Below are 18,205 nucleotides of genomic sequence, written 5' to 3'. Positions count from 1 at the left end.
GAGTTCCCGGCTCTGACTACGGCGCAGGACCTAGCGAGAATAGCCCAAACGCCAGACACGAAAAAGGGCTCCTAAAGGTGTGATGCCAGTCAGTGCAGACACCTGCAATCTGAACTGTAGGAGCGAGCTCGCCTCGCGATCTTTCAACGTTCAAAAGATCGCGAGACAAGCTCGCTCCTACACAAGCAGCATTCCCCCAAAGGAACCCTCTTCAGCGCGTTAGCGCTTGTCTCTACGCTTCTTGTCCGCTTTTTTGTGGTGCGACATCATGCGACGCTTCTTGTTGACCTGACGGTCGGTCAACGAGTTCTTGTTGGCTTCGTACGGGTTCTCGCCACCTTTGAACTCGATGCGGATCGGTGTACCGACCAATTTCAAGACACGACGGTAGGTGTTTTCGAGATAACGGACGTAAGACTTCGGAACCTTCTCAACCTGGTTACCGTGGATCACGATGATCGGCGGGTTAGCACCGCCCAAGTGGGCATAACGCAGCTTGATCCGGCGGCTGTTCACCATCGGCGGCGCGTGCTCGCTGACAGCGTCTTCCAGGATCTGGGTCAGACGGTTGGTTGGCCAGCGGGTAACCGCAGACTTGAAGGAGTTCTGCACCGATTGGTACAAGTTACCGACACCCGTGCCGTGCAAGGCCGAGATGAAGTGAATATCCGCGAAGTCGACGAAGAACAGGCGGCGGGTCAATTCGACCTTCACGAACTCGCGCTCGCTTGGGGTCATGCCGTCCCACTTGTTGATCGCGATAACCAGAGCACGACCGGCCTCCAGCGCAAAGCCCAACAGGTTGAGGTCGTGATCAACCACGCCTTCACGGGCGTCCATCACAAAGATCACCACGTTGGCGTCTTTGATCGCTTGCAGGGTTTTGACCACGGAGAATTTTTCGACTTCTTCGTGAATCTTGCCGCGCTTGCGCACACCGGCGGTGTCGATCAGCGTGTACTTCTCGTCGTTACGCTCGAACGGGATGTAGATACTGTCGCGCGTGGTGCCGGGCTGGTCATACACAATGACGCGGTCTTCACCGAGCATGCGGTTGACCAGCGTCGATTTACCGACGTTAGGGCGACCGATGATGGCGATCTTGATACCATCTTTTTCGCTTGGGCCAGGAATGCGCTTGGCTTCCTCACCCTCAAGAACGATTTCTTCTTCGCCGTCTTCTGGCTCTTCTTCGTCACGCGGGAAGTTGCTCAGGGCAATTTCCAGCAGTTGCGTGATACCGCGACCATGCGCACCAGCGATTGGAATCGCGTCGCCCATGCCCAACGGTGCGAACTCGGCGCGAGCCATGTCCGGGTCGATGTTATCGACCTTGTTAGCCACCACATAAGAACGCTTGTTACGCTTGCGAAGGTGCTCGCCGATCATCTGGTCAGCGGCTGTGAAACCTGCTTTTGCATCTACCAGGAACAGAACGACATCAGCTTCTTCGATGGCCAGCAGTGACTGCTCGGCCATTTTTTCGTCCATACCGTGCTCGTCACCGGAGATACCGCCGGTGTCGACCAGAATGTAGGAACGCCCTTGCCACTTGGCCTCACCGTATTGGCGATCACGGGTCAGACCGGACAAGTCGCCGACGATGGCGTCGCGAGTCCTGGTCAGGCGGTTGAACAAGGTGGACTTGCCGACGTTTGGTCGGCCCACCAGGGCGATTACGGGAACCATGCGGCTCTCCACTTCGTTATTTCAGAAAATACAAAAGCCGCTGCAAGGCAGCGGCCAGAGTTCGGAACAGCACAGATGTGCCGCAAACCTTGCCAGAGCAAGGCTGCCTGAGACTCTAGAGTCTCAAGCATAGACGCCTTAGCGAATGGTCAGGGCTTCCAGTTTGCCGCTGTTACCAAACACGTAAATCATGTCACCGACCACCAGCGGACGTGCCCGAAGACCATCACTGTCAATGCGAGTACGGCCTACGAAACGACCATCGACCTGGCTCAACAGGTGCAGATAGCCTTCCATGTCACCGACTGCCACATAGCTGGAGAAAACTTCTGGAGCCGACAATTGGCGGCGAGCCAGCGCTTCATTGTTCCACAGTACGGTGGTCGAACGTTCGTCAACGCCTTCTACAGTGCCCGACGCCAGGCTGATGTAGACGTTGCCAAAACCTTGGGCGACACCTGCATAGCTGGAAGCATCACGCTGCCAGAGCACGCGACCGCTTTCCAGCTCCAGTGCCGCCATGCGGCCCTGATAGCTGGCGACATACAGGGTGCCACCGGACAGAAGCAGACCGCCGTCGATATCGACGATACGCTCCAGTTCCGAGCGGCCTTGCGGGATAGCAACGCGTTGCTCCCACACGGGCACGCCGTTTTGAGTATCAAGGGCAACTACTTTACCGGTCGAAAGACCTGCAATTGCCAGATGATTGGTCACCAGCGGCGCGCTGGTACCCCGCAAGGTCAAAACACCTGGCGTGCTGTCGTAGATCCAGCGCTGGTCGCCGGTCGAGGCATCCAGGCCCACAAGATGGTCATCCTGGGTCTGAACCACAACGATGTCGCCGTTGGTGGCGGGTGGTGCAAGCACTTCGCTGTTAACGCGAGCGCGCCACTTTTGTTCGCCAGTGCTGGCGTCCAGGGCAATCACGTCACCTTGCAAGGTGCCGAGCATGACCAGACCGTAGCCAACGCCGATTGCACCGGAAACAGGCAGTTCGAGGTCTTTCTTCCACTGAACGTCGCCGTTCATACGGTCCAGAGACATCACGATACCGTTCACGTCAGCGGCGTAAATGGTATTACCTTCAACCGCTGGAGTCAGCATGTTGTAGGTTTTACCCTGACCGTCACCGATCGAACGATCCCACTGCTTTTGCAGAACGACTTCTTCTTTGAAGTCAGTCAGCTCAGCGGGTGGAAGTTCTTTTTTGCTGTTGCTGCTGCAACCCGCGGCCAAAACGACCAGAGCCAGCAATGCCGCATGTTTCCAACGCATCACTTCACGCATCCCCTTTGGCCAAGTCATCAAGCTTGATTTGTAAGCCACCGACCGCTGCTTCATCCGACAGTGCAGCCTTGGCTTTTTCGTAGGCTACACGTGCGTCATCAGCACGACCCTGCTGAACCAGCAGATCGCCTTTCAGTTCTTCACGGCCAGCCAGGAATGCTTTGTCCGAGTCACCTTCGAGCAGCTTCAAGGCGTCATCCACCTTGCCTTGTGCTGCCAGAACCTGGGCCAGACGCTGACGCGCCACTTCACCCAAGGTTGGGTTAGCCGGCTTGTCGACAATTGCCTTGAGCTCGGTGGCCGCATCATCCAGCTTGCCAGTGTCTACGGCCACTTTAGCCACAAACAGACCGCCAAATTGTGCGTAGGCCGAACCGCCGTATTCGCTTTTCAGCTTGTTGGCCAAGTCGGCCACACGGCCCGCATCTGGCTGCCCATTGGGCGTCAGCGCGGTTTCAAGCAATTGTTGGTAGAGAATCGACGCACCCTGCGACTGATTGCTCTGATATTTGTGCCAAGCCTGCCAGCCGAACACCACCACCAGCGCCAGCAAGCCGCCAGTGACCAGGGGTTTGCCGTTGCGCTGCCACCAGTCTTTCAACTCGCCCAGCTGATCATCTTCGTTACTCGACACCCCAACACTCCTTATTCGATAAATCGGCTGTTTTACAGCTTCAACCCTGCACGACGCAGGTGGCCAAGTGCTCGGAAAGAGCATCCCAGGCAATAGTTTGTTGTTCGCCCTGGCCACGCAGCGGTTTGACACCTACCACTTGCTGGGCCATTTCGTCGTCACCCAGAATCAGCGCATACAGCGCGCCGCTCTTGTCAGCCTTTTTGAACTGGCTTTTGAAGCTGCCAGCGCCCGCGTTGATTTGCAGACGCAGGTTCGGCAACTGATCGCGAACACGCTCGCTTAGCGTTAAAGCGGCCAGTTCAGCGGCCTCACCGAACGCACACAGGTAAACATCCACCTGACGCGCGATTTCTTCAGGCACTTGTTCCAGGGTTTCGAGCAGCAGAATCAGACGCTCGATGCCCATTGCAAAGCCAACACCCGCAGTCGGCTTGCCACCCATTTGTTCAACCAGACCGTCGTAGCGACCACCCGCACACACGGTGCCTTGAGCGCCGAGTTTGTCGGTGACCCACTCAAAGACGGTTTTGCTGTAGTAATCGAGCCCGCGAACCAGCTTGGGGTTGATGACGTAAGGAATACCGGCAGCATCGAGACGCGCCTTGAGGCCTTCGAAGTGCACGCGCGATTCTTCGTCGAGGTAATCGACCAGCTTCGGCGCATCAACCAGCACGGCTTGCGTGCCAGCATTTTTGGTGTCGAGAACCCGCAGCGGGTTGGATTTCAAACGACGCTGGCTGTCTTCGTCAAGCTCGCTCAAACGCGAGGACAGGTAGTCGACCAATGCTGCACGGTAGCGGGCACGGGCTTCGCTGGTCCCCAGGCTGTTGAGTTCGAGCTTGACCGCATCACGGATGCCCAACTCGCCCCACAGACGCCAGGTCAGCACGATCAGTTCGGCGTCGATGTCCGGCCCATCAAGGTTGAACACTTCAACCCCAATCTGATGGAACTGGCGATAACGGCCTTTCTGAGGGCGTTCGTGGCGGAACATCGGGCCGATGTACCACAATTTCTGCACCTGGCCTGCGCCGGTGATGCCGTGCTCAAGCACAGCACGCACGCACGCAGCAGTGCCCTCTGGACGCAACGTCAGCGAGTCACCGTTGCGGTCTTCGAAGGTGTACATCTCTTTTTCGACGATGTCGGTGACTTCACCAATCGAGCGTTTAAACAGCTCGGTGAACTCAACGATCGGCATGCGGATTTGCTTGTAACCGTAGTTATCCAGCAAACGCGAGACCTTACCCTCGAAGTAGCGCCACAGCGGCGTCTGCTCAGGCAGGATGTCGTTCATGCCACGAATGGCTTGCAAAGACTTGCTCACAAAAAATCCTTTATTCGTTTGGTTAGCCGCGCGCGATGACTGCTGCGTCAGCTTCGACCTTGTCGGCCGCCTTCTGCCGGATCAGCTTTTCAAGCTGGTCCACCAGGTTTTCATTCGTCAACTTTTGCGACGGCTTGCCGTCGATGTAAATCAGGTTAGGCGTACCACCGGTCAAGCCCACATGGGCCTCTTTGGCTTCGCCGGGTCCGTTGACCACGCAACCAATCACCGCCACATCCAGCGGCACCAGCAAGTCTTCAAGCCGCACTTCCAGCTCGTTCATGGTTTTCACCACGTCGAAGTTCTGCCGGGAGCAGCTTGGGCACGCAATAAAGTTGATGCCTCGCGAACGCAGGTGCAGGGACTTGAGGATGTCGTAACCGACTTTTACTTCCTCTACTGGGTCTGCCGCCAACGAGATGCGAATAGTATCGCCAATCCCTTCGGCAAGCAGCATACCTAGGCCCACGGCAGATTTCACTGTGCCCGAGCGCAAACCACCGGCTTCGGTGATGCCCAAATGCAGTGGCTGGACGATTTCCTTGGCCAGCAAGCGGTAGGCTTCAACGGCCATGAACACGTCAGAGGCCTTCACGCTGACCTTGAAGTCCTTGAAATTCAGGCGTTCCAGGTGCTCTACGTGGCGCAGTGCAGACTCAACCAGCGCGGCAGGTGTCGGCTCGCCATATTTTTTTTGCAGGTCTTTTTCAAGCGAACCGGCGTTCACACCGATCCGGATCGGAATACCGCGATCACGTGCAGCATCAACCACAGCACGAACACGGTCTTCACGACCAATGTTGCCCGGGTTGATCCGCAGGCAGTCGACACCCAACTCTGCAACGCGCAAGGCAATGCGGTAATCGAAGTGGATGTCAGCGACCAGTGGCACTTTAACCAGTTGTTTGATGCGACCAAAGGCTTCTGCCGCGTCCATGTCCGGGACGGAAACGCGAACGATGTCGACGCCAGCGGCTTCCAGACGATTGATTTGAGCCACAGTGGCAGCGACATCATTGGTGTCGCTGTTGGTCATGCTCTGTACTGCAATAGGGGCGTCGCCACCTACCGGCACGGAGCCAACCCAGATTTTGCGCGATTCGCGACGTTTAATTGGTGATTCGCCGTGCATGACTTATTGACCTAACTTCAGGCGAGCAGTCTCGCCACTGGTGAAAGGAGCCACATCCACAGCCTGACCGTTGTAGGTCACCTGTGCGCCACGGGCATAGCCCAGGCGCAGGCTGAGTGGAGCCTTGCCGCTCACATCAAGCGTTTCGCCCTTGCGCTTCAGACCACCAAACAGCACCTTGCCGGCGCCATCGGTGACTTGAGTCCAGCAATCGGCGGTGTAGTTGATATTGACCTTGCCTGCGCCCGCAACCGGTTCCGCGCTGGCAGCAGCCGGAGCAACAGGGGCTGCAACAGGGGCCGTTGACGTTGCGGCAGCCGGGACAACCGAACGGGGCACAACGGCTGGCGCTGGAACCAAGGCCGCAGGCGCAACTGATGGGGTTGCAGGGGCTGCCGGTAATGCCAGCGCGGTGCTGCCCGCTTGCTCCGGCTCAGGTTGCGCAGCCGCTTCGTCTTCTACCTTGGATTGCGCAACCGCCTGATCTTCCGGCTCGTCGAGCGGATGGATCTGAGTCTTGCCGTCAGCGCCTTCAACTTCAACGTGCTCCGGAGCCAAGCCGATCAGGTCCTTGGCGCGCATGGACGTTTGGTCCTGCCACCAGAAAAAACCGCCGCCAATCACGGCCAGCAGCAGCAACAAACTGACAACACGCAAAATGGTGTGCGATACGCGCACGGGCTCTTCAATACGACCAAGACTGTGTACGTTACTGCCGTGAGCATCGGTGCCGGTGATCAGGTCGAATTCGTGTACCAGGCTGGCTTGGTCCATGCCCAGCAATTTGGCATAGGCACGTATATAGCCGCGCGCAAAGGTATGACCTGGCAGTTTGTCGAACGCTCCCGCCTCAAGATTGCTCAAGGAACTGGCCGTGAGATTGAGTTTCAGGGCGACTTCAGCCAGGGTCCATCCATTGCTCTCACGGGCCTGACGCAGGGTCTCACCGGGATTGCCACGAGTCGCTGCTAGAACTTCGGGTTGCGCCGCTTTCATCATTGCTCCGACAGGTATTGCTGATATTCCGGCGTGCCGGGATAGAGTCGTTTTAGTTGCTGGCCATAGTTGGCTGTTGGGGTGCGCTCTTCGAAAACACTCGCCAGTCGCGCACCGAGCAATAGACTACGTGCATTTTGCCCGCTAAGCAGGCTAAAACGATCGTAAAAGTCGCGTGCGAGCACATAATGCCTGTCTTCGTAAGACAACTCAGCCATTTCGAGCAGTGCACGGGGCTGATGGCGATTCAGGCGCAAGGCTTTTTCAAGCTGCTGACGCCCTGCTTCGCGCTGCCCGAGCTTGAGCGAGGTCATGCCCAGGTTCTCGTAAACGCGAGAACGCTCGGGATACAGGTTGTCTGCCGAGGCTTTTTGGAATTGGCCGTAAGCCTCCTGATAGCGTTGTTGCTCAAACAGGAAGCTGCCGTAGTTATTCAGAATTCGCGTGTCAGTCGGTCGCCCGCTCAACGCCGTCTTGAACGCTTGCTCAGCCAGCTCTGGTTCCATTTCGGACTGAAACACCAAGGCCAATGCAGCGTTGGTGTCCGGGTCGATCTTGTTGAACTCCAGTGCCTTGCCAAGCGGAATTTTGGCCTGCTCGGTCATCCCTTGCTGAAGATAACCGAGGCCCAATTGGACATAGGCCTCGCGCGCCTCTTCACGCCCCTTGTCGTTGCTCAACGGGTTTGAACCACCCGATGAGACGCAACCAGCCAGCAGGCCGACCAATGCGACAGAGAGCGCAGCGCGCAAGATCATAGGTTTCCTCTCTCAGGGCTGAGTCGCAGCGTTTTGCGCCAGATCAGTCTCAGCATTGAGTTCACGCGCCGCGATAAGACGCGAGCTACGGCGAGTACGGTCATTGACCTGACCTACCAACTGCCCACACGCCGCGTCGATGTCTTCACCGCGAGTCGTACGGACGGTCACGTTATAACCCGCCTGCTGCAACAACTCCTGGAAACGGCGAATGGCGTTGTTGCTTGGACGCTCATAGCCCGAATGCGGGAACGGGTTAAACGGAATCAGGTTGATCTTGCACGGGGTGTCCTTGAGCAACTCGATCATTTCTACCGCGTGATCGACGTGATCATTGACGTCTTTGAGCAAGGTGTACTCAACGGTCAAGACGCGCTTCTCGCCCAGGGTCGACATGTAGCGACGGCAGGACTCAAGCAGCATTTTGAGCGGGTACTTTTTATTGATCGGCACCAATTGACTGCGCAGCTCGTCATTCGGTGCGTGCAGCGACAACGCCAGGGAGACGTCGATGTGCTTGGCCAGCTCATCAATCATCGGTACCACGCCCGAGGTCGACAAGGTGACCCGGCGCTTGGAGATGCCATAGCCCAGGTCATCCATCATCAGATGCATGGCAGCGATGACGTTGTCAAAGTTCAGCAGCGGCTCACCCATGCCCATCATCACCACGTTGGTGATGGCACGGTCGACGGTCGCCGGGACGCTGCCAAAGGATTTGTTGGCAATCCACACCTGGCCAATGACTTCGGCGGCGGTGAGGTTGCTATTGAAGCCTTGCTTGCCGGTGGAGCAGAAACTGCAATCCAGGGCACAGCCCGCCTGGGACGAAACGCACAAAGTGCCTCGTTTGCCCTGGGGAATATAAACGGTCTCGACGCAGCTGCCGGATTCAACGCGTACCACCCACTTACGGGTGCCATCGCTGGAGATGTCCTCGCTGACGACTTCAGGTCCACGAACCTCAGCAATAGCCTTGAGCTTGTCGCGCAAGGCTTTGCTGACGTTAGTCATGGCGTCGAAATCATCGACGCCAAAGTGGTGAATCCACTTCATGACCTGACCGGCACGGAAACGCTTCTCCCCGATTGAGTCGAAGAATTTCTCCATTTCCGGCTGAGTCAGACCCAACAGGTTAGTTTTGCCAGTCGTTGCAATCATGTCTTCACCCTCACTCACAAGCCAATGCTTAGCGAGTGGTTACTTCAGTAGCTGCGAAAAAGTAAGCGATTTCGCGAGCAGCAGCTGCTTCAGAGTCGGAACCGTGAACAGCGTTAGCGTCGATGGATTCTGCGAAGTCAGCACGGATGGTGCCAGCAGCAGCTTCTTTAGGGTTGGTAGCGCCCATCAGCTCGCGGTTCAGAGCGATAGCGTTTTCGCCTTCCAGAACCTGAACAACAACAGGACCGGAGATCATGAAAGCAACCAGGTCGCCGAAGAAGCCGCGCTCGCTGTGCTCAGCGTAGAAGCCTTCAGCTTCAGCTTTGGACAGTTGCTTCAGTTTGGAAGCTACAACCTTCAGGCCAGCGTCTTCGAAACGAGTAACGATCTTGCCGATAACGTTTTTAGCAACGGCGTCAGGCTTGATGATGGAGAAAGTACGTTGAACAGCCATGGTGTAACTCCAGAAACAGTGATTTAAGCGAAAAATTAAACCCGCGAATTATACGCGGGTTCTTGGGTATTGCATAATTACGTGCGTTGCAGGCTTAGTCAGCCTCTTCGATCCACAAACCCTGAATGGCTTCGAGGACTTTTTCCCCGCCGCGATCCGGTATGTCGTCGAACTCCGGCAAATCCATGACCAGGTTGCGCAGCGTGACGAAGTTCACCGAGAGCGGATTGACATCCGGGTGAGCTTCAGCCAGCTGTATTGCAATTTCTTGTACATCAACCCATTTGAGGCTCATGACAATTCCTTATAGGCGAATTCAGATGACACTTGAAACCTTGTGGTCACGGACGAGGCGTGAAGCTCGTGGAACCTGAGCCCTCGGTGCAATTGACAGGCCCGGGTGCTTGATTTGCGGGCTTAGCCCGATCGCGGCCTTCGTTCCTCGTCAGCGACTACAGCTGTTCAGCGCTATCAGTGCGGCGCTTCGGCAGCATGATTGAGCGAGTATTTCGGGATCTCGACGGTAATGTCTTCAGTCCCGACCTTGGCCTGACAACTCAAGCGCGAGTGAGCTTCAAGACCCCAGGCACGATCCAGGTAGTCTTCTTCCAGTTCATCCGCCTCTTCAAGCGTGTCGAAACCTTCACGAATGATGCAGTGGCAGGTGGTGCAAGCACAGACGCCACCACACGCACTTTCGATTTCGATGTGATTGTCGTGTGCCACTTCGAGAATCGACTTTCCAGTCTCAGCCTCAACAACCATACCGTCCGGGCAATGCTCGGCGTGCGGCAAAAAAATGACCTGCGGCATTGTTATTCCTCAATCTCATTCAGGTTGCGCCCCGCCAGAGCGGCTTTGACGGTCAAATCCATGCGGCGGGCAGCAAAAGCATCGGTCACTTGCGACAGACGCTTGGTCTGTTGCTCGATAGCATAGCCATCGGTGCCTTTTAATAATTCGGACAGCTCCTGCATTTGCAGCTCAATGACCATGCGCTCTTCGGCGTCCAGCAAGCGCTCGCCATCGACTTCAAGCGCAGCTTGCACGGCTTCGATCAGACGCTGGGCATCGACTTGCTGCTCACGCAGAACACGGGCGACCTTGTCGTCACCGGCGTACTGGAATGAGTCCTTGAGCATCTTGGCGATTTCACCGTCGGTCAGACCGTAGGACGGTTTGACCTGGATGTTGGCTTCAACACCTGAACCCAATTCACGCGCTGAAACGCTGAGCAAGCCATCCGCATCAACCTGGAAGGTCACACGGATTTTCGCAGCACCCGCCACCATCGGTGGAATGCCACGCAACTCAAAGCGTGCGAGCGAGCGGCAATCGCTGATCAGCTCGCGCTCGCCCTGCAGTACGTGAATCATCATGGCCGTCTGGCCATCTTTATACGTCGTAAAATCTTGAGCGCGAGCCACCGGGATGGTGGTGTTGCGCGGAATGACTTTTTCCATCAAGCCGCCCATGGTCTCAAGACCGAGCGACAACGGAATCACGTCAAGCAGCAGCAACTCGCCACCATCACGCTTGTTACCGGCCAGGGTATCGGCCTGAATCGCAGCACCAATGGCAACCACTTGATCTGGGTCGATGTCCGTCAGCGGCTGGCGATCGAACATTTCAGCAACGGCTTCGCGCACACGCGGCACACGGGTCGAACCACCAACCATCACCACAGCCTGAACGTCTTCAAGCTCAATGTTGGCGTCGCGCACAGCACGACGACAGGCCTTGAGGCTGCGCGCAACCATTGGCTCGATCAGCGCATCGAAGGCCTCGCGAGTCAGGTCTGCTTGCCAGTCGCCATAGATAACAGGGACAGACGATGCATCCGTCAGCGCTTCTTTGGCAGCACAGGCCGTTTGCAACAGCTGGCGCTGGGCTCCCGGATCAAGGTCAGCGGACAAGCCCGCCTGCTCGACGATCCAGTTGGCAATTGCATGGTCAAAATCGTCGCCGCCGAGGGCGCTATCGCCCCCCGTCGCCAAGACTTCAAACACACCGCCGGTCAGACGCAAGATCGAAATATCGAATGTACCGCCACCCAGGTCATAGATAGCCACAACGCCTTCAGCGTGCTGATCCAGACCGTAAGCAACCGCAGCCGCCGTAGGCTCGTTGAGCAGACGCAAGACGTTCAATCCGGCAAGCCGAGCAGCGTCCTTGGTGGCCTGACGCTGAGCATCATCGAAATAGGCCGGAACGGTAATGACCGCCCCCACCAATTCACCGCCCAAGGTCTTTTCGGCACGCTCACGCAATACTTTCAGGATGTCGGCCGACACTTCAACAGGGCTTTTAGGGCCCTGTACGGTGTCAATGAATGGCATATGCGACTCACCGCCAACAAAGCGGTAAGGCAGTTGCTCACCCAACTGCTTGACGTCGGACAGACCACGACCCATCAAGCGCTTGACCGACAATACGGTATTGAAAGGATCGCTGGAGGCCGCCAGGCGCGCAGACTCACCCACCTCGACGCGGTCTGCGTGGTAACGCACCGCAGAGGGCAGGATGACTCGACCTTCGGCATCAGCCAGCGGCTCGGAAAGACCACTGCGCAATGCAGCGACCAGCGAATTGGTAGTGCCCAAGTCGATTCCCACAGCCAGACGACGCTGGTGCGGTTGAGGACTTTGGCCGGGTTCGGCGATCTGCAGTAGGGCCATCGTTATCAGGACTTATCTGTATATCAGGCGTGCAACCGTGGCGGCACTGGGTTAATCGTCGAGGCGCTCTTCTAACTGGCGCACTTCGTAAGTGAGCTTGTCGAGGAACTGCATACGGCGCATCAGGCGTTCGGCCTGTTCGCGCTGCGCAGCATCATCCCAACAAGCAGCGAAGCTGTCGTTCAATTGCTCTTGAGCGATTTTTAACCGACGCTTGAATGCTGCAATACCGGCTATATCTGCGCTGTCCTGCAGATCTTCAAGTTCTTCGCGCCATTGCATCTGCTGCATCAGAAACTCGGGATCATGCACGGTGACTTCCAGCGGCATCTCACCCCCATTCATCGCGAGCAGATAACGCGCGCGCTTGGATGGGCTTTTGAGCGTCTGGTAAGCCTCGTTAAGGCTGGCGGATTGCTCTAGCGCCAGTCGCTGCTCCCGCTCGGAAGCGTCAGCAAAGCGGTCTGGGTGCACGCCACGCGCCAACTCACGGTAGCGCACAGCCAACTGATCGAGGTCTAGAGTGAAGCTCGGCTGCAGTTCAAACAAAGCAAAATGACAAGGAGTACCCACGACTAGCCTCAGATGTTGAAGCTCTCGCCGCAGCCACATTCGCCGCGCACGTTGGGGTTGTTGAACTTGAAGCCTTCGTTCAGGCCTTCCTTGACGAAATCAAGCTCGGTGCCGTCAAGATAGGTCAGGCTTTTAGGATCAATGATCACTTTTTCGCCATGAGTCTCGAAGACTTGGTCTTCGTCGCCCACTTCGTCGACAAACTCCAGCACATAGGCAAGACCGGAACAGCCTGTAGTGCGAACACCCAGACGAATCCCCTCACCTTTGCCGCGCCCATCAAGGGAGCGGCGAATATGCTTGGCCGCCGCCTCTGTCATGCTGATAGCCATCGTGACTCCTTACCTCTCGCCAGTATCATCACCGGTTCGTGCCGTTGCTGGCACGAACCAATCGGATCAGATCAAACCTTTCTTCTGCTTGTAATCGCGAACGGCCGCCTTGATGGCGTCTTCAGCGAGTACCGAGCAGTGAATTTTCACCGGTGGCAAGGCCAGCTCTTCAGCCAACTGAGTGTTCTTGATGGTCTCTGCTTCATCCAGAGTCTTGCCTTTCATCCACTCGGTTGCCAGGGAGCTGGAAGCAATTGCCGAACCGCAACCATAGGTCTTGAACTTGGCATCTTCAATGATGCCCTGCTCATTCACCTTGATCTGCAGACGCATCACGTCGCCGCACGCCGGCGCACCCACCATGCCGGTACCGACATCTGGATCTTCCGCGTCCATCTTGCCGACGTTGCGCGGGTTTTCGTAGTGGTCAATGACCTTTTCGCTGTAAGCCATGGTACTAATCCTCACTCATCAGAGTCGCTCTTGAGACGCTGTAAAGGCTGCAATTCGCTGCGTTCTACAGCGCCTGCCTCGGCGACTTAAATTATTAGTGCGCCGCCCATTCGATTTTCGAAATGTCGATGCCGTCTTTGTACATGTCCCACAGCGGCGAAAGAGCACGCAGCTTGGTAACAGCCTCGCAAACCTTCTGCGCGGCGTAATCGATTTCTTCTTCAGTGGTGAAACGACCGAAGGTGAAGCGAATCGAGCTGTGTGCCAATTCGTCATTGCGGCCCAGGGCGCGCAATACGTAGGAAGGCTCGAGGGAAGCAGAGGTGCAAGCCGAACCGGACGACACGGCCAGATCCTTGAGTGCCATGATCAGCGACTCGCCTTCAACGTAGTTGAAGCTCAGGTTCAGGTTGTGCGGAACGCGGGCGGTCATGCTGCCGTTGACGTACAGTTCTTCAAGGTGTTCAACCTGCTTGAAGAAACGATCGCTCAAGGCTTTGATTCGGATGTTTTCAGCCGCCATTTCTTCTTTAGCGATCTCGAACGCTTCGCCCATGCCCACGATCTGGTGGGTGGCCAAGGTGCCCGAACGCATGCCGCGTTCGTGACCGCCGCCGTGCATGGCAGCTTCGATACGCACACGAGGCTTACGGCTTACATACAGTGCGCCGATGCCTTTAGGGCCGTAGGTTTTGTGAGCAGAGAAAGACATCAGGTCGACTTTCAGCTTGGCCAGGTCGATCGCGACCTTACCGGTAGACTGCGCAGCATCGACATGAAACAACACACCGCGCGAACGCGTCAGCTCGCCAATGGCTGCGATGTCGTTGATGGTGCCGATTTCGTTGTTCACGTGCATGATCGACACCAGAATGGTGTCTTCACGCATGGCCGCTTCAACCATGGCCGGCGTCACCAGACCATCTTCACCCGGCTCGATGTAAGTCACTTCAAAGCCTTCACGCTCCAGCTGACGCATGGTGTCGAGAACGGCTTTGTGCTCAATTTTGTCGGTGATCAGGTGCTTGCCCTTGGAGGCATAAAAATGTGCAGCACCTTTAATTGCCAGGTTGTTGGCTTCGGTCGCACCGGAGGTCCAGACAATTTCACGCGGATCAGCGTTTACCAGATCAGCGACCTGGCGACGGCCGTTCTCTACCGCTTCTTCGGCTTTCCAGCCAAAGACGTGAGAACGCGAAGCCGGGTTACCGAAGTTCCCGTCAACCAGCAAGCAGTCGCTCATTTTTTGAGCAACACGCGGATCAACCGGGGTGGTGGCTGAGTAATCAAGGTAAATCGGCAATTTCATGAACTATCTCCTAAATCAGGCTGGCTGGCGCACCGTCGTTTCTATGCAATCACTCGACGGCGGACGCTTCGATCTTATCCAGGTGCGGCGCTTTGCTATTACAGCGGCGCTGATCCTGACGCTGGGCTACTTCTTGCACCTCACGGCGAGTGACAAGATCAGCCAAGCTGATACCACTGAGAAAATCGTGGATTTGCAGGCTCAAATCGCACCACAGGTGATGGGTCAGGCACGTGTCGCCGGCATGGCAATCGCCAAGACCCTGGCAACGCGTTGCGTCAACGGATTCGTTCACTGCATCGATAACTTGGGCAACCTGAATACCTTGCATGTCGCGCGACAGTTGATAGCCGCCGCCAGGGCCACGCACACTGGAAACCAGGCTGCTGCGGCGCAACTTGGCGAACAGTTGCTCAAGGTAGGAAAGAGAAATGCCTTGGCGCTCGGAAATATCAGCCAGGGACACCGGCCCGTGCTGTGCGTGCAACGCCAAATCGAGCATTGCAGTAACGGCGTAACGGCCTTTTGTAGTCAGTCTCATGGACAGGTACCACGGAATTCGGAATGAGGGCGAGTATGCTATTCCCGACTGTTTAAGTCAACTATTAGACCTAGTACTTTAGTCGGGATTACCCGCAAAAGAGCGGCGGCATTGTAGCAGGGTCTGCGACGCAATGGCACATGCCGACGAATCACCTACCAAGCTGCGATGAAGTCCGCGAAGACTTCAAAGGAACGGATTGCTCCGCAACCCTTCGCAGCCTTCGGCAGCGACTACAGGCCAATTACAGCGCTTTGCTTTCGTCCTTGCCCTGGACGCAGGCGAAGTCTTCTTCGCGCAGCTCTGGCAATTCTTTGGCGCAATAAGGGCTGCCCAAATCTTTCAAAGCGCCGCACATGCCGTCCAGCTTACCGTCGACAGCCTGCAAATGGTCCAGCAACTGGGCAATGGCGCGCGCCACCGGGTCCGGCATGTCTTCGCTCACGCCATAGGCATCAAAACCGATTTTTTCGGCCATGGCCTTACGCTTGGCTTCAGCCTCATCGTCACTTTTGACAATGATCCGACCCGGGATGCCGACCACGGTTGCGCCCGCAGGCACAGCTTTGGTGACCACTGCATTGGAACCCACCTTGGCGCCCGCACCAACGGTAAAAGGCCCAAGCACCTTGGCACCCGCACCGACCACCACACCATTCTCCAGTGTCGGGTGGCGCTTGCCTTTATTCCAACTGGTACCACCCAGCGTCACGCCCTGATACAGGGTCACGTCATCGCCAATTTCAGCAGTCTCACCGATCACGATCCCCATGCCATGGTCAATAAAGAAACGCCGACCCACCTTGGCACCCGGATGAATCTCGATCCCGGTCAACCACCGCCCAAAGTTCGACACCAAGCGAGCGAGCCACTTCCAACCCGCCCCCCAGAGCAATCCGGACAGGCGGTGAATCCAGATTGCATGCATGCCCGGGTAGCAGGTCAACACTTCGAACGCGTTACGCGCCGCCGGGTCACGATGGAAAACGCTTTGAATATCTTCACGCAGACGCTCGAACATCATTAATCCTTGCGCTTAAGCAACTCGCCACGGGCTGCTTTTTGGGTTTCGGTGAGAATGCCACGCAAAATATTCATTTCTGCGCGACTGACCGAGCTACGCCCGTAGAGCCGACGCAGACGCGCCATCAAGTGACGCGGCTTTTCCGGATCCAGAAACTCGATAGCCACCAATGTCTGCTCCAGGTGCTCATAAAAGCGCTCCAGCTCATCCATGGTCGCCAACTCTCCACTTTTAGTGGAGGCGACTTCCTCTTTTTCAACTTTGCTCGGCTGACCCTGCACAGCAAGCCAGGCCATGCGAATTTCATAACTCAGCACTTGCACGGCAGCCCCGAGGTTCAAGGAACTGAACTCAGGGTCTGACGGGATATGCACATGAAAGTGACAACGCTGCAGCTCTTCATTGGTCAGGCCGGAGTCTTCACGACCAAACACCAGGGCGATTTCAGCCCCCTGCGCCGCCTCTTCGACTACTTTTTGCCCGCATTCACGCGGATCCAGCAGCGGCCAGGGAATACGGCGATCACGCGCACTGGTACCCAGCACCAGATTGCAGCCCACCAACGCATCTTCCAGCGAAGCGACGACTTGCGCATTTTCAAGAATATCCCCCGCTCCTGACGCTCGCGCATCAGCCTCGTGGTGCGGAAACAATCTTGGCTCCACCAGGACCAGCCGCGACAATCCCATGTTTTTCATGGCACGCGCAGCACCGCCGATGTTACCGGGATGACTGGTATTGACCAGAACGACACGAATATTTGACAGCAATGGGAGCGCTCACAGACCGGTAAAAGGGAGCAAATCTTACCTAAGCCCATCACCTTAATCTACGAAAGCTAATGCAAACCTTCATCTGCCAAACTTTTCTGTTAGAATGTCCGGCTTTCTTTAACGACCTAGGTGAAACGTCCATGCAGCCCATGCTGAATATCGCGCTGCGCGCCGCCCGCAGCGCCAGTGAATTGATTTTCCGCTCCATCGAGCGCCTGGATACCATCAAGGTCGACGAAAAAGACGCCAAGGATTACGTCTCTGAAGTCGATCGTGCTGCTGAACAGAAAATCATCGATGCCCTGCGCAAGGCCTACCCAACGCACGGCATTCTCGGTGAAGAAACCGGCATGCATCCAGGCAGTGGTGAAGGTGAAGATTATCTGTGGATCATTGACCCACTGGATGGCACCACCAACTTCCTGCGCGGCGTTCCACACTTCGCCGTCAGCATCGCCTGCAAATACCGCGGCCGCCTTGAGCACGCCGTTGTTCTTGATCCAGTTCGCCAGGAAGAGTTCACCGCCAGCCGTGGCCGTGGCGCCCAACTGAACGGTCGCCGCCTGCGTGTCAGCGGTCGCACCAGCCTCGAAGGCGCCCTGCTGGGCACCGGCTTCCCGTTCCGCGACAACCAAATGGACAACCTGGATAACTACCTGGGCATGTTCCGCAGCCTGGTTGGCCAAACCGCTGGCATCCGCCGCGCAGGCGCAGCCAGCCTGGATCTGGCCTACGTTGCCGCAGGTCGTTTCGATGCATTCTGGGAGTCGGGCCTGTCCGAGTGGGACATGGCTGCAGGCGCACTGCTGATTCAAGAAGCAGGCGGCCTCGTCAGCGACTTCACCGGCAGCCACGATTTCCTTGAAAAGGGCCACATCGTTGCCGGTAACACCAAGTGCTTCAAAGCCGTTCTGACTGCAATTCAGCCACACCTGCCGGCCTCGCTGAAACGCTAAGCGAACCCCGCACATAAAAAAAGCACCTTTTGAGGTGCTTTTTTTGGCCCCGCATTAACTGTTGGGGCGAGCTTCCTCGCGATCTTTTAAACGATCAAAAGATCGCGAGGCAAGCTCGCTCC

Annotated in this window: 20 protein-coding genes; 1 reads left to right on the top strand and 19 read right to left on the bottom strand. The window is 56.6% G+C overall.

All coding sequences use genetic code 11. The features are described from left to right. Nucleotides 1-219: 219 nt before the first annotated feature. The 19 genes from der to trmJ all read right to left on the bottom strand — a co-directional run bounded on the left by der (nt 220) and on the right by trmJ (nt 17,124). On the bottom strand, nt 220-1,689 hold the full coding sequence (gene der, locus RHM56_RS02655; RefSeq protein ID WP_019408676.1) for a ribosome biogenesis GTPase Der: 1,470 nt from the start codon (nt 1,687-1,689) through the stop codon (nt 220-222). Nucleotides 1,690-1,827: 138 nt separating this feature from the next. Further along, the gene (bamB, locus tag RHM56_RS02650; protein WP_322241682.1) at nt 1,828-2,979 is read right to left on the bottom strand and encodes an outer membrane protein assembly factor BamB; all 1,152 of its coding nucleotides are present in this window, start codon (nt 2,977-2,979) and stop codon (nt 1,828-1,830) included. Next, the gene (locus RHM56_RS02645; RefSeq protein ID WP_322238267.1) at nt 2,972-3,613 is read right to left on the bottom strand and encodes a tetratricopeptide repeat protein; all 642 of its coding nucleotides are present in this window, start codon (nt 3,611-3,613) and stop codon (nt 2,972-2,974) included. The genes bamB and RHM56_RS02645 overlap by 8 nt, the downstream gene beginning before the upstream one ends. A 40-nt stretch (nt 3,614-3,653) precedes the next feature. After that, nucleotides 3,654-4,943, bottom strand: a complete 1,290-nt coding sequence (hisS, locus tag RHM56_RS02640; RefSeq protein WP_322238265.1) for a histidine--tRNA ligase — start codon at nt 4,941-4,943, stop codon at nt 3,654-3,656. A gap of 22 nt (nt 4,944-4,965) precedes the next feature. Continuing rightward, nucleotides 4,966-6,075: a flavodoxin-dependent (E)-4-hydroxy-3-methylbut-2-enyl-diphosphate synthase gene (gene ispG / locus RHM56_RS02635; protein ID WP_019408672.1), complete on the bottom strand. Its 1,110-nt coding sequence runs from the start codon at nt 6,073-6,075 to the stop codon at nt 4,966-4,968. A gap of 3 nt (nt 6,076-6,078) precedes the next feature. After that, complete coding sequence (locus RHM56_RS02630; RefSeq protein ID WP_322238262.1) at nt 6,079-7,071, bottom strand: RodZ family helix-turn-helix domain-containing protein; 993 nt, start codon at nt 7,069-7,071, stop codon at nt 6,079-6,081. Further along, nucleotides 7,071-7,829 (bottom strand): type IV pilus biogenesis/stability protein PilW, encoded by a 759-nt coding sequence (gene pilW, locus RHM56_RS02625; protein ID WP_322238260.1) that lies wholly within the window; start codon nt 7,827-7,829, stop codon nt 7,071-7,073. The genes RHM56_RS02630 and pilW overlap by 1 nt, the downstream gene beginning before the upstream one ends. Before the next feature lie 12 nt (nt 7,830-7,841). Next, nucleotides 7,842-8,990 carry a 23S rRNA (adenine(2503)-C(2))-methyltransferase RlmN gene (rlmN, locus tag RHM56_RS02620; protein WP_322238258.1) on the bottom strand — a complete coding sequence of 383 codons (1,149 nt, stop codon included), beginning with the start codon at nt 8,988-8,990 and terminating at the stop codon, nt 7,842-7,844. Between the two features lie 28 nt (nt 8,991-9,018). After that, entirely contained in the window at nt 9,019-9,444 is a 426-nt protein-coding gene (gene ndk / locus RHM56_RS02615; protein ID WP_019408668.1) for a nucleoside-diphosphate kinase, read from the bottom strand. Nucleotides 9,445-9,538: 94 nt separating this feature from the next. Next, on the bottom strand, nt 9,539-9,739 hold the full coding sequence (gene iscX, locus RHM56_RS02610) for a Fe-S cluster assembly protein IscX (RefSeq protein ID WP_322238256.1): 201 nt from the start codon (nt 9,737-9,739) through the stop codon (nt 9,539-9,541). 176 nt (nt 9,740-9,915) lie between these two features. Further along, nucleotides 9,916-10,257: an ISC system 2Fe-2S type ferredoxin gene (gene fdx, locus RHM56_RS02605; protein WP_153328855.1), complete on the bottom strand. Its 342-nt coding sequence runs from the start codon at nt 10,255-10,257 to the stop codon at nt 9,916-9,918. Between the two features lie 2 nt (nt 10,258-10,259). After that, nucleotides 10,260-12,122: a Fe-S protein assembly chaperone HscA gene (gene hscA, locus RHM56_RS02600; RefSeq protein ID WP_322238252.1), complete on the bottom strand. Its 1,863-nt coding sequence runs from the start codon at nt 12,120-12,122 to the stop codon at nt 10,260-10,262. A 51-nt stretch (nt 12,123-12,173) separates the two neighbouring features. Then, nucleotides 12,174-12,695, bottom strand: coding sequence for a co-chaperone HscB (gene hscB, locus RHM56_RS02595; protein WP_322241681.1), 522 nt, complete (start codon nt 12,693-12,695; stop codon nt 12,174-12,176). Nucleotides 12,696-12,703: 8 nt separating this feature from the next. Beyond that, nucleotides 12,704-13,027: an iron-sulfur cluster assembly protein IscA gene (gene iscA, locus RHM56_RS02590; RefSeq protein ID WP_019408663.1), complete on the bottom strand. Its 324-nt coding sequence runs from the start codon at nt 13,025-13,027 to the stop codon at nt 12,704-12,706. Between the two features lie 66 nt (nt 13,028-13,093). Then, nucleotides 13,094-13,480 (bottom strand): Fe-S cluster assembly scaffold IscU, encoded by a 387-nt coding sequence (iscU, locus tag RHM56_RS02585; RefSeq protein WP_003443374.1) that lies wholly within the window; start codon nt 13,478-13,480, stop codon nt 13,094-13,096. A 94-nt stretch (nt 13,481-13,574) separates the two neighbouring features. Continuing rightward, on the bottom strand, nt 13,575-14,789 hold the full coding sequence (locus RHM56_RS02580; protein WP_322238249.1) for an IscS subfamily cysteine desulfurase: 1,215 nt from the start codon (nt 14,787-14,789) through the stop codon (nt 13,575-13,577). A gap of 49 nt (nt 14,790-14,838) precedes the next feature. Then, entirely contained in the window at nt 14,839-15,330 is a 492-nt protein-coding gene (gene iscR / locus RHM56_RS02575; RefSeq protein ID WP_026013997.1) for a Fe-S cluster assembly transcriptional regulator IscR, read from the bottom strand. A 244-nt stretch (nt 15,331-15,574) separates the two neighbouring features. Continuing rightward, nucleotides 15,575-16,351: a serine O-acetyltransferase gene (gene cysE, locus RHM56_RS02570; protein ID WP_322238246.1), complete on the bottom strand. Its 777-nt coding sequence runs from the start codon at nt 16,349-16,351 to the stop codon at nt 15,575-15,577. Nucleotides 16,352-16,353: 2 nt separating this feature from the next. After that, entirely contained in the window at nt 16,354-17,124 is a 771-nt protein-coding gene (gene trmJ, locus RHM56_RS02565; protein ID WP_322238244.1) for a tRNA (cytosine(32)/uridine(32)-2'-O)-methyltransferase TrmJ, read from the bottom strand. A gap of 143 nt (nt 17,125-17,267) precedes the next feature. On the opposite strand from trmJ, the gene suhB reads away from it, so the two are divergent. Continuing rightward, nucleotides 17,268-18,083 (top strand): inositol-phosphate phosphatase, encoded by an 816-nt coding sequence (gene suhB / locus RHM56_RS02560; protein ID WP_026013996.1) that lies wholly within the window; start codon nt 17,268-17,270, stop codon nt 18,081-18,083. The last annotated feature ends 122 nt before the right edge of the window (nt 18,084-18,205 follow it).

It is taken from the genome of Pseudomonas sp. CCC3.1 (genome assembly GCF_034347405.1).
Lineage (GTDB): Bacteria > Pseudomonadota > Gammaproteobacteria > Pseudomonadales > Pseudomonadaceae > Aquipseudomonas.
The sequence above is the reverse complement of the archived record's forward strand: the minus strand, read 5'-3'. Positions and strand labels throughout refer to the sequence as shown.

Coding starts and splice junctions, on each gene's coding strand:
- der (WP_019408676.1), bottom strand. CDS start 1,689: ATGGTTCCCGTAATCGCCCTGGTGGGCCGACCAAACGTCGGCAAGTCC.
- bamB (WP_322241682.1), bottom strand. CDS start 2,979: ATGCGTGAAGTGATGCGTTGGAAACATGCGGCATTGCTGGCTCTGGTC.
- ispG (WP_019408672.1), bottom strand. CDS start 6,075: ATGCACGGCGAATCACCAATTAAACGTCGCGAATCGCGCAAAATCTGG.
- RHM56_RS02630 (WP_322238262.1), bottom strand. CDS start 7,071: ATGAAAGCGGCGCAACCCGAAGTTCTAGCAGCGACTCGTGGCAATCCC.
- pilW (WP_322238260.1), bottom strand. CDS start 7,829: ATGATCTTGCGCGCTGCGCTCTCTGTCGCATTGGTCGGCCTGCTGGCT.
- rlmN (WP_322238258.1), bottom strand. CDS start 8,990: ATGATTGCAACGACTGGCAAAACTAACCTGTTGGGTCTGACTCAGCCG.
- ndk (WP_019408668.1), bottom strand. CDS start 9,444: ATGGCTGTTCAACGTACTTTCTCCATCATCAAGCCTGACGCCGTTGCT.
- iscX (WP_322238256.1), bottom strand. CDS start 9,739: ATGAGCCTCAAATGGGTTGATGTACAAGAAATTGCAATACAGCTGGCT.
- fdx (WP_153328855.1), bottom strand. CDS start 10,257: ATGCCGCAGGTCATTTTTTTGCCGCACGCCGAGCATTGCCCGGACGGT.
- hscA (WP_322238252.1), bottom strand. CDS start 12,122: ATGGCCCTACTGCAGATCGCCGAACCCGGCCAAAGTCCTCAACCGCAC.
- iscA (WP_019408663.1), bottom strand. CDS start 13,027: ATGGCTATCAGCATGACAGAGGCGGCGGCCAAGCATATTCGCCGCTCC.
- iscU (WP_003443374.1), bottom strand. CDS start 13,480: ATGGCTTACAGCGAAAAGGTCATTGACCACTACGAAAACCCGCGCAAC.
- RHM56_RS02580 (WP_322238249.1), bottom strand. CDS start 14,789: ATGAAATTGCCGATTTACCTTGATTACTCAGCCACCACCCCGGTTGAT.
- iscR (WP_026013997.1), bottom strand. CDS start 15,330: ATGAGACTGACTACAAAAGGCCGTTACGCCGTTACTGCAATGCTCGAT.
- cysE (WP_322238246.1), bottom strand. CDS start 16,351: ATGTTCGAGCGTCTGCGTGAAGATATTCAAAGCGTTTTCCATCGTGAC.
- suhB (WP_026013996.1), top strand. CDS start 17,268: ATGCAGCCCATGCTGAATATCGCGCTGCGCGCCGCCCGCAGCGCCAGT.